12 protein-coding genes are annotated in these 11854 nt (G+C 67.3%); 9 read left to right on the top strand and 3 right to left on the bottom strand.

What is annotated here, in order from left to right; translation table 11 throughout:
* The first annotated feature begins 42 nt into the window (after nucleotides 1-42).
* Both P7D22_RS13725 and P7D22_RS13730 read left to right on the top strand, forming a co-directional pair.
* A complete protein-coding gene (locus P7D22_RS13725; protein ID WP_319934811.1) occupies nucleotides 43-408 on the top strand; it encodes a response regulator in 366 nt (121 codons plus the stop codon).
* Between the two features lie 18 nt (nucleotides 409-426).
* Entirely contained in the window at nucleotides 427-1794 is a 1368-nt protein-coding gene (locus P7D22_RS13730) for a PleD family two-component system response regulator (RefSeq protein WP_319934812.1), read from the top strand.
* A gap of 342 nt (nucleotides 1795-2136) precedes the next feature.
* On the opposite strand, the gene rpmG is transcribed toward P7D22_RS13730, so the two are convergent.
* On the bottom strand, nucleotides 2137-2304 hold the full coding sequence (rpmG, locus tag P7D22_RS13735) for a 50S ribosomal protein L33 (RefSeq protein ID WP_319934813.1): 168 nt from the start codon (nucleotides 2302-2304) through the stop codon (nucleotides 2137-2139).
* A gap of 437 nt (nucleotides 2305-2741) precedes the next feature.
* Here rpmG and P7D22_RS13740 point away from each other — a divergent pair, with 437 nt between their 5' ends.
* Nucleotides 2742-3122, top strand: coding sequence for a response regulator (locus P7D22_RS13740; RefSeq protein WP_319934814.1), 381 nt, complete (start codon nucleotides 2742-2744; stop codon nucleotides 3120-3122).
* Nucleotides 3123-3141: 19 nt separating this feature from the next.
* Here the strand turns inward: P7D22_RS13740 and P7D22_RS13745 are convergent, their stop codons facing one another.
* The gene (locus P7D22_RS13745) at nucleotides 3142-3981 is read right to left on the bottom strand and encodes an aldo/keto reductase (RefSeq protein WP_319934815.1); all 840 of its coding nucleotides are present in this window, start codon (nucleotides 3979-3981) and stop codon (nucleotides 3142-3144) included.
* Between the two features lie 154 nt (nucleotides 3982-4135).
* Between P7D22_RS13745 and P7D22_RS13750 the strand changes: the two genes are divergently transcribed.
* From P7D22_RS13750 to P7D22_RS13775, 6 genes are all read left to right on the top strand, one after another.
* The gene (locus tag P7D22_RS13750) at nucleotides 4136-5500 is read left to right on the top strand and encodes a WcaI family glycosyltransferase (protein WP_319934816.1); all 1365 of its coding nucleotides are present in this window, start codon (nucleotides 4136-4138) and stop codon (nucleotides 5498-5500) included.
* A 148-nt stretch (nucleotides 5501-5648) separates the two neighbouring features.
* Nucleotides 5649-7091: a lipopolysaccharide biosynthesis protein gene (locus P7D22_RS13755; RefSeq protein WP_319934817.1), complete on the top strand. Its 1443-nt coding sequence runs from the start codon at nucleotides 5649-5651 to the stop codon at nucleotides 7089-7091.
* A gap of 48 nt (nucleotides 7092-7139) precedes the next feature.
* Nucleotides 7140-8561, top strand: a complete 1422-nt coding sequence (locus P7D22_RS13760) for a lipopolysaccharide biosynthesis protein (RefSeq protein ID WP_319934818.1) — start codon at nucleotides 7140-7142, stop codon at nucleotides 8559-8561.
* Nucleotides 8562-8745: 184 nt separating this feature from the next.
* On the top strand, nucleotides 8746-9459 hold the full coding sequence (locus P7D22_RS13765) for a L,D-transpeptidase (RefSeq protein ID WP_319934819.1): 714 nt from the start codon (nucleotides 8746-8748) through the stop codon (nucleotides 9457-9459).
* A gap of 45 nt (nucleotides 9460-9504) precedes the next feature.
* Nucleotides 9505-10239, top strand: a complete 735-nt coding sequence (locus P7D22_RS13770) for a lysophospholipid acyltransferase family protein (RefSeq protein WP_319934820.1) — start codon at nucleotides 9505-9507, stop codon at nucleotides 10237-10239.
* A 196-nt stretch (nucleotides 10240-10435) separates the two neighbouring features.
* Nucleotides 10436-11092 (top strand): hypothetical protein, encoded by a 657-nt coding sequence (locus tag P7D22_RS13775; protein WP_319934821.1) that lies wholly within the window; start codon nucleotides 10436-10438, stop codon nucleotides 11090-11092.
* Between the two features lie 40 nt (nucleotides 11093-11132).
* Here the strand turns inward: P7D22_RS13775 and P7D22_RS13780 are convergent, their stop codons facing one another.
* The gene (locus P7D22_RS13780) at nucleotides 11133-11744 is read right to left on the bottom strand and encodes a TPM domain-containing protein (RefSeq protein WP_319934822.1); all 612 of its coding nucleotides are present in this window, start codon (nucleotides 11742-11744) and stop codon (nucleotides 11133-11135) included.
* Between the last annotated feature and the right edge of the window lie 110 nt (nucleotides 11745-11854).

The following is an 11854-nucleotide window of genomic DNA, read 5'->3' on the forward strand; positions in this document are numbered from 1 at the left end:
TTGCGACGATACGCTGCTTCAGGTCGAACGGGGTCGAGCCGAATGGCCAAGACTGTGTTGATCGTCGAGGACAACGATCTGAACATGAAACTGTTCAGCGATCTGTTGGAGGCGAACGGATATGAAACGGTTCAAACCCGCAACGGGGTGGAGGCCGTGGGATTGGCACGGGACCACATGCCCGACCTCATCCTGATGGACATCCAGCTGCCGGAAGTGTCCGGCCTGCAGGTGACGCAATGGCTGAAGGACGACGAGGCCCTGCGGCACATTCCGGTGATCGCCATCACGGCTTTTGCCATGAAGGGCGATGAGGAGAAGATCCGGCAGGGCGGCTGCGAAGCCTATCTGTCCAAGCCCATCTCGGTGGTGAAATTCCTGGAAACGGTGCGGAACTACATTGGCTGAGCAGAGCAGGCGAACAGCATGACAGCCCGGATCCTGCTGGTCGACGACACGCCGGCAAACCTGCGCTATCTCGAGGCGCGTCTCGAGGCTGAATATTTCGAAGTCTTCACGGCTTCGAGCGGCCTCGAAGCCGTGACGCGCTGCCAGGCCGAGACCTTCGACCTGGTTCTCCTCGATGTGATGATGCCGGGGCTCGACGGCTTCGAGACGTGTCGTCGTTTGAAGGCCGATCCCGCCACCGCGCACCTGCCTGTCATCATGGTGACGGCTTTGGACCAGCCGTCCGACAGGGTGGCGGGCCTGGAAGCGGGTGCCGACGACTTTCTGACGAAGCCCATCGATGAAACCGCGCTGCTGGCGCGCGTGCGATCGCTGATCCGCCTGAAGGCTGTGACGGACGAGCTGCGCGTGAGCGCGCTGTCCAACACCGCCTCAAGCTTCTTCGATCCGCTGACGGAGGCCATCCGGGACCGGGGCCTTGCGGGCAAGGTGCTGATTGTCGACGACCGCCCGAACGCGTTGCAGCGGATTGCCGAGGTGCTGGCCCCCCAGCATACGGTGACGACCGCGGTTTCGGCCGAAGACCTGATGGGCGCGGTCGAGGACGACCATGACGTGGTGGTGCTCAGCCTCGGGCTGGCCCAGGTGGACGCCTTGCGGGTTTGCAGCCAGCTCCGCTCGCAGGAGCGGACCCGGCATATCCCGATCCTGCTGGTCGCCGAGGCCGAAGACAGGCCGCGCATCCTCCGGGGCCTCGAGATCGGCGTGAACGACTACATCGTGCGGCCGATCGACGCGAACGAAGTGCGAGCGCGCGTGCGGACGCAGGTGCGCCGCCGCCGTTACATGGACCTGCTGCGGCAGACCGTTCACGCGTCGATGGAGATGGCCATCGTCGATCAGCTGACCGGCCTGCATAACCGGCGCTACTTCGACACCCATATGCCCCGATTGCTGGAGGCGGCGACCGATCGCAACCGTCCACTTTGCCTGATGATCCTTGACATCGATCACTTCAAGACCGTCAACGACACCTACGGCCACGATGTGGGCGACGAGGTGCTGCAGATTTTCGCGAGCCGGCTGCGGGCGACGGTGCGCGAGGTCGATCTGCTGTGCCGCCTCGGTGGGGAAGAGTTCATCATCGCCATGCCGGACCTGCCGATGCGGGTCGGACTCCTGGTGGCGGAGCGGCTGCGCCTTGCCATCGCGTCGGTGCCGTTCATGCTCGGGTCGAACGGCCAGGACCTCGACATCACGGTGTCGGTCGGCCTTGCCGAACGCGGGTCGGGCGGGGGTGTCGCCGGTCTGCTGAAACGAGCCGACCTCGCGCTCTACCGATCGAAGACCCTGGGCCGCAACCAGGTCAGCACCGAGGCGGCTTGACGGCCCGGGTCAATGGCTGGAAATTAATGCTAAATTTCTGTTTATCCACGGAATTTAGTGGTGTTCGTTGCAAATCCGAGCAAAAGCGGTAAAGTCAAGTTGTCGATTGGGTGATGGAATCAGTGTGATGGCGGTCCTGGATCGCCGTCAGCCTCGATCGCAGAGATACCCTACGGAGTGCTCAGGTCCGCCGCATCTCCTGGGTCCGTGGGGTCGGCCGGTTTGGAAGGGGTGGGAGTGGCCTCCTCATCGCCCCTTCCAGCCGGCCACCAAAAAAGCCGCCCCACGGGGCGGCTTTTTTGTGCGTAAACCGGTGCAGGCCGCGCTGTCGCGGCCCGCTGCTTACTTGATCTTGGTTTCCTTGAAGTCGACGTGCTTGCGCGCCACGGGATCGTACTTCTTGAAGGACAGCTTGTCGGTCTGGGTGCGGGCGTTCTTTTCCGTCACGTAGAAAAACCCGGTATCGGCCGTCGACAGAAGCTTGATCTTGATTGTGGCGGCTTTGGCCATGACACCTGGTCCTACGATAAGGTTGGCGCGCCGTCGGATCGCACGTGGACCCCAACGACAAGCGCCCCGCATGCCCGGCCAACCCGCGCATTCGCTCGCGACGCTTCTACCGGAGAACGGTTCGGAGTCAAGCCGTTCGCCGTCAGCCATGGCCTGAGCCGCTCGCGACGACCGCCAGCGGGCATCCCTGCCCAAGGCCGGACGTCGGTTGCGGCTGCGTCGTCCATGCCGGCGTGGTTACGCTGGGAAAGGCCGCATAGCGGTTGCAGACGGAGGGCCGGCACGGTATCGCCTACCATCCGGTGGGGAGGTTCGTCCTTCGCGCCGCCCTCGTGACTCATGTCCTGACGGTGAACGGCAACGTGCGCCGGGGTGGTGATGCCTCGGCATGCCCGGGGCGATGTGATAGGGTGGCGTGATGGCGGGAGACGCATGAGATGAAGATACTTCTCGTCGAGGATCACGAGGAAATCTGGGATTTCCTGTCCCGGCGGCTGAAGCGGCGCGGCTACGACGTTGTTCTGGCGACCGACGGGCAGCAGGGGGTCGACAAGGCCCACTCGGATACGCCCGATATCATCCTCCTCGACATGAACCTTCCCGTGATGGATGGGTGGACTGCGGCCGGCAAGCTGAAGGCCGATGCCGCGACTGCCAAGATCCCGATCATCGCCCTGACGGCCCATGCCATGTCGGGCGATCGCGAGAAGGCCATTGCGGCCGGCTGTAACGATTATCACCCGAAGCCGGTCGATTTTTCCCGGCTGCTGGCCCAGATCGAGGCGCTCGCAGGCGACGCGGTACCGGCGACCGCCTGAGCGATCGCTGCCGGATCCCTTAAAGCATCTCCAACGCCGTCGGCGCGACAGGTGGCGGAAACAACCGATCGAGCGCGGCCCGATCGTCGTCGCTGAGCAGGATCGCAGCCGCGGCGACGTTCTCGGCCACATGCGCCACCGTGCCGGCCTTGGGGATCGCGATCACATCGGGTTGCGCAAGCACCCAGGCCAGTGCGATCTGGTTGGCCGTCACCCCGTGCCGTGCCGCGATCGCCTCGAGTCCGGGGTGCGAGAGCCGCCCTTGTTCGAGCGGGCTATAGGCCATCAGCGGCATGCCGCGCGCCCGCATCCAGGGCAGCAGGTCCCATTCCGGCCCGCGCCGGGTCAGATTGTAGAGCACCTGGTTGCAGGCGCAGTCCCGGGCTTCGCCCTCCGCCTCCTGCAGCTCTTCCATGTCGTCGCGATCGAAATTGCTGACGCCCCAGTGCAGGATCTTGCCGGCGCGTTGCAGCCGTCGCATGCCATCGACGGTGTCGGCCAGGGGCACGTGCCCGCGCCAGTGCAGCAGATAAAGGTCGATCCGATCGGTCTTCAGGCGCTTCAGACTGTTGTCGCAAGCCCGTTCCAGCGCCGATCCGCCCGCGTTCTGCGGATAAACCTTGCTGACCAGCACCACGTCGTCCCGTAGGCCCTCGAGCGCCTCGCCAAGGAAGCGCTCGGTCGCGCCATCGCCATACATTTCCGCCGTATCGATCAGCGTCAGCCCATCCGCGATGCCGCGCCGCAGGGCTTCTGCTTCGGCAGCCTTGCGGGACGCGGCTTCGCCTATCCGCCAGGTGCCTTGACCGAGCGTCGGCACCGAGGGGCCGTGCGGCAGGGAAAGGTGATGAAGTAACATGGCCGGCGATCCTGGCGCGGTGACGCTACGGTAAAATGCCCGCATCGATTGATCGTTCCCTCTAGGCATTTCCGGGCAGAGGCGACGATTCTTACTTGACCGGGCATCAATGTCGCGCAAGCTTAACGTATTGTTGAGTATTGGACCGATCCCGATGCCGTTCTCTCCTAGAGTATCCAGGCTGGTCGCAACCCTGAAGACCTTTCCCCAGCGGCTGCGTGCCTCTAAGGCATCGGTACTGATACACGGTATGAACTATGCGCCTGAACTGATCGGTGTCGCAAAATACACGTCTGAACTTGCTCGCTACATGGCCGATCGCGGCCATCGCGTCGAAGTGGTGGCGGCGCTGCCGCATTACCCCGCTTCGCGTGTCGCTGCCGCGCGGCCCTGGCGGCTGACGATTGGGCAGGACTCGGGCGTGCGGGTCACCCGCTGCCCCCTTGTGGCGCGACCGGGCCGGATCTGGCGTCTGGTGGCGCCGCTCAGCTTTGCCGTGCTGGCGGCGCCCGTCGTCATCGCGCGGGCCCTGTTGTGCCGACCGGACACGGTGTTGTGCGTCGAGCCGACGCTGCTGGCCGCCCCCGCGGCCTTGCTGGCGGCCCGATTGGTGGGGGCCCGCACGGTCCTGCACGTGCAGGATCTCGAATTGGAAGCGGCGGTCGCCACGGGTCACCTCGGCTGGGCCGCACCCCTCCTATGGCTGGCCCGGGCTTTCGAACGCGCCATGCGGCGGCGCTTCGATGCCGTGGTGACGATCTCGGATGCCATGGCGGATCGTTTGCGACGTCAGCGCGATCTCGGCTCTGTTTCGGTGCTGCGCAACTGGGTCGACACGGAGCGCTTCTTATCCCGGCCGGCCGTGCCGGGCCAACGAACGGCGCTCGGCGTGCCGCCAAACCGGCGCCTCGTCGTTTATGCCGGCAACCTCGGCGCCAAACAGGGCTTGCCGGTGCTGATCGAGGCGGCCCGCCACCTGCGCGCCGATCCGGCGATCCACGTTCTGGTAGTCGGCGACGGCGTCGCGGCCGCCCAGGTGCGGGCCGCGGCGGCCGGGCTGCCCAACCTGTCCTTCGCAGGCCTTCTGCCTGCCGACGGGCTTGCCGACCTGTTGTTTGCGGCCGACCTGCACGTGCTCCCGCAGGATCGGGCCGCGAGCGATCTCGTCTTTCCGTCGAAGCTTGGACCTTTGCTGATGACAGGTAAGCCCATCGTGGTCACGGCCGACGCCTGCAGCGAGTTGGCGACGTGGCTCGGGGCGGCGGCCTGGCGCAGTCCGCCCGGCGACGGGCGGGCGCTGGCGGAAGCCATCGTGACGGGTCTTCACCAGGGGACGAACTCCGATCCGATCCGCGCCGCGGCGCTGGGCCGATCCCTCGACAAGGAGGCCATCCTGCCGGCTTTCGAGCGATGCCTGATGGCACCCGGATGGCGCCGCCACGGGCTTGTCCGGGCCAGGCGGGTGGTGTCGGCCGGGCCGGTGCTGCCTGCGGGGCAGGGGGCGGAGGTGCTGGCCTGACGCGCTTTCGTGAGCGGCGTCGTATGGTTTCCGAAACCTATCCACAGCCGCTCGCATTCGCATGGTCGCTCGAACCCGGATTGAGGGTTTTCGCCTTATGGCTCAGGGCCGGAGGGTCGCGCGCTTGCGGCCGGGAGGCACGCACCGCATGGCACTCGCACGAGGATTGATCGGCTATGCGCCGGCCGTGGTGGTGCCGCGCCTCGTCACCCTGCTGCAGATTACGCTGTTGACCCGCCTGATCGCGCCGACCGAATTCGGCTTCTTCGTTCTGGTGTTGACGCTCGGCGATGCCATCGACGCGGTATGCTGCGCCTGGATTCGCGTCGTGCTCAGCCGTTATGCCGCCGGCACAACCGGCGACGCGCTGGCCCGCGAGGCCGCGCGCGCCGTTCTGTTGTTCGGGCTGGCGGGTTTTGGCGCGGCGCTGCCGGCCGCCGCCGCCGTCGCTTCGTTCCAGCACGTCGCCGCCTGGCCGATCTTCACCAGCCTCGTGGTCTATCTGGCGGTCAACGGCGCCTGCCGGCTGTCACTGACGATCCTGACGCTGCGCGGCCTGAAACTCGCCTTCTTCGGCGTCGAGGCCGTGCGGACCCTGGCGGGCTTCGCCGGCGTCATGGCGCTGGCGGGGTCGGGCCTCGCCACCACCTTTGCGCCCCTGCTCGGCGCCATGAATGTCGCGGCCGGGGTGGCGGCCGTGCTGGGCCTCGCGGTCGCGTTCCGCGGCCTCGGCTGGCGCCGACCCCAGGGTTGGGGGCTCGACCGCATGCATTACGTGCTGCCGTTGCTGGCCGGGGCGGTGGCGAGCGTGCTGCTCAACTCGTCCGATCGGCTCGTTACCCAGTCGTTCGCGGGCGCGGCCGCGCTCGCCACCTATGCGGCGGCCGTCATGCTGGCGCGCCAGCCGCTCGAGTTCCTGTTTTCCGTCGTCAACGTGCGCACCTTCCCCGAGTTGATGGCCACCTATGAGACCGGCGGCCCGACCGTGGCCGGCGAACGCATGGGCGACCTCATCGCCGTGATGGCGCTGCTCGCCTGCCCGGCGGCGCTCGGGTTGGCGCTGGTGGCGGGGCCACTCGCCGAAACCTTCCTGCCGACCGCCTATGTGGCATCGGCACGCGTCATCATCCCGATCGGCGCCGCGGCCGGGCTGGCGATCGGCTTCAAAAGCTTCGTCTTCGACCAGGTTCTGCACATGCGGCGCAAGATCTGGGGCAATACCCTGATGGTGTTGCCCATCACGCTTGGCGGCATCGTCTTGTCGGGCATCATGGCGTCCCGCGTCGGGGCCGTCGGCTGCGCGGTCGCGCTGTTGATCCAGGCGCTGCTGGCCTTGTCGGTCAGCGTGGTGCAAGCCGTCCGGTTGCTGCCGATCGTGGTCAACCGGGCGGATCTCGGCCGCATTGCCCTGATGTGCGCCGCCATGGCGGTCACGGTCAGCGCCGTGCTGGCGATGGTGTCGGGCATGCCGGCCGCCGTGCGGCTGGCTTGTGCGGTCCTGGGCGGTGCGGGATGCTATGGACTCAGCGGTCTGGCGCTGCGGCCCGGCCCGGTGCGAGACCTGTTGCCGGCCAGCTGGGTCCGGGCCTGACGGTTTCGGGACGGAAAGGAGAAGGCCGCGCCGCCTGCGGCGCGCAGCATGTTCGTCATCCTCTCGTTCCTGTCCAACACGGTCTTCAACTTCGTCATCGGCCTGATGCTGGCGCGCTTCCTTGGCCCCGACCAATATGGCCGCTTCGCGCTCGCGGTGGCGATCGCCACCGGGCTGCAGACCGCGGCCTTCGATTGGGCGCGCGTCGCGGCGTCGCGGTTCTTCGCTCAGACCGGCGGCACCGAGGACCCGCACCTGCGTCCCACGATCGAGGCTGCGCTGGCGATCCTGGCGGCCCTTGTGGGCGGCGTGGCGCTTCTCGCCATCGCGCTGCGTCTCGCGTTGCCGCTGCCCAGCCTGACGATGGGGCTCGCAGTGGCCTTGGCGATCGTCAACGGGGCCTTCGATTATTGGACGGCGCTCATCCGCGCCCGCTTCCTCGATGCCGCCTATGCGCGACTGATCCTCACCAAGAATCTGCTGTCGGCCTGTCTCACCCTCGGGGGTGCCTTCTGGTTCGGCTCGGCCGGAGTGGCGCTCGCCGGCCTCGGATTCAGCATGGGCGGCGGCGCCCTGGCGGTGCGCGGTGCCCTGGCGACCGGCGCCGCGCCGCGTGGCCGCGCGGAGCCGGCCCTGGCGCGCCGGCTGCTCGGTTATGCGTTGCCGGTCGTCATGGCGAACCTGCTTTACCAGAGCCTGCCGCTGGTGGACCGTCTGTTGATTGCCCGCGACCGGGGCTTCGCGCTGTCGGGTCAGTTCTCGCTCGCCTATGACATCGGGGTCAGGATCGTGGCCGCCATCGGCTCGGCGCTCGACGTCCTGTTGTTCCAGATCGCGGTCCGGGCCGATGCGCTGCAGGGCAGCGACGAGGCGCGACGGCAAATCGGCATCAACATCGGCATCGTGCTGGCCGTGCTGGCGCCGGCTTGCGCGGGGTTGTGGATCGTCGTGCCGAGCTTCGAGATCGTGGCGGTGCCGCCCGAGTTCCGCGGCGCCTTTGCGACCTATCTGCGGCTGTTGCTGCCGGGGCTGTTTTGTTACGGCATCCTGTTCTTCGCCCTGCATCCGTTGTTTCAGATCGCCCAGCGCACCCGCCCCCTCGTCGTCGTGGCGACCGCCGCCGCGCTCCTCAACCTGATTCTCGTCGCAGGTTGGCCCGCCAGCGGCGATGCGGCCCCCTACGCCCATGCCCAGGTGATCGCGCTGGGTGTCGGTCTGGCGCTGCTCGCCGCCTGGGCGTGTCGTGTCGCGCCGGTACGGCTGCGATCTCGTGACCTCGTCGGCACCGGCGTTGCGACGGCCGCCATGCTGGCAGCCTGTGGGCCGTTGACCGGCTTCGATCCTGGTGTCGCGACACTGGTGGTGCAGGTTGGGGTCGGCGGCGTCGTTTACGGGGTGCTGGCCCTGGCGCTCGACCTTTGCGGCCTGCGCACGGGCCTGCGGTCGAAGCTTCGGCGCGATGTCGCTTAGATAGCATTGGCTGGTAGTGATTGCTTAGCCATAGTTGAAAGACGGGTTGATGTGCCCCTCACACGTCGGTCATAAGCCAGTAACCAGCTTCGTTGACGACGATATTCGTTTGACTTGTCTGCATGTATAGTTGTGGAACGGCCTTTGCAGTCAGGCTCGACTGCGCCGATCCTTCGAGGATGCGATGCGAATTCCAGCCTGGACCCTTGTGGTTGCGACGATGGCGGTTGCCGGCAGTGCCGGGCCGGCCTGGGCCGATGGGCCGCTGGTGGTGCCGGCCTATGCGCCGCAGCCCGGCTATGCCCCGCGCGCCGCCGCTCCCGACCGGGGCGCTTACGGCGGCGGCTTCATCGAATTCGTGATGACGGGCGATGCGGGCCCGGCCGACCGCCCGCTGGCGCCGCGAGCCGGCCCCTATGTGGAACCCTATGGCGCCCGGCCGGTGCGCGCCGTCGACCCGATGTTCCTGCGCCAGGAAGTATCGTTCGAGGGCGTGCAGTCGCCCGGCACCATCGTGATCGATACGACCGCTAAATTCCTCTACCTCGTCGAGGCGGAAGGCCGGGCGCTGCGCTACGGCATCGGGGTCGGTCGTCCCGGCTTCGTGTGGCATGGCTCGGAAACCATCACCCGCATGGCCGAGTGGCCCGGCTGGACGCCGCCGGCCGAAATGGTGCTGCGCCGGCCCGACCTGCCGCCCCACATGGATGGCGGCATCGCCAACCCGCTCGGGGCCCGGGCCATGTATCTCGGTTCGTCGCTGTACCGTATCCACGGCACCAACGAGCCCGAGACCATCGGCACCAATGTGTCATCGGGTTGCATCCGCCTGACCAACGACGACGTGTCGGACCTCTACAGCCGCGTCAGGGTCGGCACCCACGTCGTCGTCATGTAGCCGCCTAACGCTTCCCTTGCGGGGCGGCATTTGGCAGAAGGCGGCATGCTGGTTTTGCGCTCCGTCGTCTTCAACGTGTTGTTCTACGCCCTCCTGGTCGGGATGCTGGTGATCGGCATCCCGCTGATCCGGGCCCCCGAGAAGGTCGTCAAGGCCTATGCGGCCTTGTGGGGGCGGCTGTCGCTGGGGCTGCTCCGCGCCATCTGCGGCACCCGCCTCGATTATCGCGGGGTCGAGCGCATCCCGCCGGGCGGCCTGATCGTCGCGGCCAAGCACCAGTCCTTCCTCGACATCATGGTGCTGCTGCCGCTGGCGCCGAGCTTCACCTATGTGATGAAGCACGAGCTGAGCCTCATCCCGCTGTTCGGCCCGTTGATGTTGCGTGGCGGCATGATCGCCATCGACCGGTCGCGGGGCCGCCACATCATGGGCGACCTCAATGTGCGGGTGAAGCAGGTGGTGGAGGCTGGCCAGCAGCTCATCATCTTCCCCGAAGGAACCCGCCGGCCGCCGGGGGCCGAGCCGCTTTATAAATCCGGCGTCTCGCATCTTTACACGGCGACCGGCGCCACCTGCCTGCCGGTCGCGCTCAACACGGGCGTCTTCTGGCCACGCCAGAGCTTCCTGCGCTATCCCGGCACCCTGGTGATCGACGTGCTCGACCCCATCGAGCCCGGCCTCAGCAAGAGCGCCTTCCAGACGCGGCTGCAGGACGAGATCGAGGCGGCCTCGGACCGCCAGCTGGCCGTGTTGCGGGCGTCTGGCGAAGGCCGATTGTGACCGCGTCCGAATTTCGCCGCCATCGGACGGCTCTTGTTAGCAGGCCATTAAGCACGAAGGCCCCAACTGTTCGATGAGACGCATCCCTCGCGGGGAGGCGTCGCGTCGCCCGGCTTGGGCGCTGCCCCGCGAACGCATGCTGTCCGGTTCCGGTCGCCCCGGCGCCGGATCGGGAGCCGCACGATCGATGAGTTCCATGTCCACACCGTTCTCCATCCGCTCCCCGCTGCTGCGCCGCCTCGGCGTCGCGACGCTTCTGCTGGCCGTCGGGCCGATGCCCTCGGCTTTCGCGCTCGGGCAGGGGAGTCTGGCGGTCGGCAAGGCCGCCTCGGGCCTCGGGCTCGAGCCCACCACGGTGGCGAGCCGCCACAAGGCCAAGACGCCTGCGGCGGCCCCGGCCGCGGCTGCCAAGCCGGCTCTCGTCGGCACCTTCGGTGATTGGGGCGTTTATGTTTCGCAAGGCGCCAAGTCCAAGGTGTGTTACGCGCTCGGCCAGCCCAATGCCCGCACGCCAGCGTCGCTCAAGAAGGACCTTGGCTACGTCTTCATCTCGAACCGCCCCGGTGAGGGCGTCCACAACGAGGTGTCGATCATGGCCGGCGTGCCCCTGAAGGAAGGGGCGGCCGGCGGTCGCGCCGACATCGGTGGCACAGGCTACGACCTGGTGGCCAAGGGGCAGAACGCCTTCGTCAAGAACGCCGCCGAGGAAGGCCAGTTCGTCGGCACGCTGAAGCGCCGCGGCGCCAAGCTGGTGCTGAAACTGCCGTCCGCCAAATCCGGCACCGTGACCGACACTTATTCGCTCGCCGGCATGCAGCAGGCGCTCGACCGTGTCGCCAAGGAATGCCCCTGACCGGATCGAAAGCCTCGTCGCGGCCGGGGTGAGGTGATGCTCAGTCCAGAATGAAGAATTTGTCGGGCAGCACCTTGGCGCCCGATGGTTCGCCCGGGAAGGCATCGCGCATCACGGTTGTGCAATGATCGAGCGCTTTGACGAAGCCGTCCGCATGCCGCCCGGCCCGGGCCTGGGCCACGAGATGCGCCACGGTTTCGCGCCATCGCTCGGCTGGGATCGCATCCGCCACGCCGGCATCGGCCAGCACGCGGGCGTAGTGCTCCTCCTGGGCCACATAAAGCAGGATACCGCGCCGATGCGGCGTCCGGGCGAGCCCATGGATGAGGAACTGTTCCGCGGCCGCCCGGTGGGCCACGGCGCGTTGCACCGCCCGAGGCACGATCAACCGGCGCAGCGGCGGCCACGACAGGCCTGCGAACACGGCGGCGAATACCGCCAATTGCGCCAGCAGCAAACCTTCGACCGACCAAGCGGTCGATAGCAACAGCCACGGCGTCGCGAGCCCGAAGGGCGCCGCCCAGGCCAGGGGAAAAAACCGGTAATGCCCGGCGCTGCGGGCCAGCACGCAAACGAACTCCCCGGATGTAGTCTGTTCGGCCGCGCGGATCGCCTCGCTGACCCGCGACTGGTCGTCCTTCGAGATCCGCATCACCAGCCTCCCGAGGCGCCGCCGCCCCCGGACGATCCGCCGCCGCCCGAAAACCCGCCGCCATCGCCACCCGAGAAACCGCCTCCGCCGCCGAAGCCGCCCCCGAATCC

Origin of the sequence: Lichenihabitans sp. Uapishka_5 (assembly GCF_033947565.1) — a bacterium.
Classification (GTDB): domain Bacteria; phylum Pseudomonadota; class Alphaproteobacteria; order Rhizobiales; family Beijerinckiaceae; genus Lichenihabitans.

Coding starts and splice junctions, on each gene's coding strand:
- P7D22_RS13740 (WP_319934814.1), top strand. CDS start 2,742: ATGAAGATACTTCTCGTCGAGGATCACGAGGAAATCTGGGATTTCCTG.
- P7D22_RS13780 (WP_319934822.1), bottom strand. CDS start 11,744: ATGCGGATCTCGAAGGACGACCAGTCGCGGGTCAGCGAGGCGATCCGC.
- rpmG (WP_319934813.1), bottom strand. CDS start 2,304: ATGGCCAAAGCCGCCACAATCAAGATCAAGCTTCTGTCGACGGCCGAT.
- P7D22_RS13760 (WP_319934818.1), top strand. CDS start 7,140: ATGTTCGTCATCCTCTCGTTCCTGTCCAACACGGTCTTCAACTTCGTC.
- P7D22_RS13745 (WP_319934815.1), bottom strand. CDS start 3,981: ATGTTACTTCATCACCTTTCCCTGCCGCACGGCCCCTCGGTGCCGACG.
- P7D22_RS13775 (WP_319934821.1), top strand. CDS start 10,436: ATGTCCACACCGTTCTCCATCCGCTCCCCGCTGCTGCGCCGCCTCGGC.
- P7D22_RS13730 (WP_319934812.1), top strand. CDS start 427: ATGACAGCCCGGATCCTGCTGGTCGACGACACGCCGGCAAACCTGCGC.
- P7D22_RS13770 (WP_319934820.1), top strand. CDS start 9,505: ATGCTGGTTTTGCGCTCCGTCGTCTTCAACGTGTTGTTCTACGCCCTC.
- P7D22_RS13750 (WP_319934816.1), top strand. CDS start 4,136: ATGCCGTTCTCTCCTAGAGTATCCAGGCTGGTCGCAACCCTGAAGACC.
- P7D22_RS13755 (WP_319934817.1), top strand. CDS start 5,649: ATGGCACTCGCACGAGGATTGATCGGCTATGCGCCGGCCGTGGTGGTG.
- P7D22_RS13765 (WP_319934819.1), top strand. CDS start 8,746: ATGCGAATTCCAGCCTGGACCCTTGTGGTTGCGACGATGGCGGTTGCC.
- P7D22_RS13725 (WP_319934811.1), top strand. CDS start 43: ATGGCCAAGACTGTGTTGATCGTCGAGGACAACGATCTGAACATGAAA.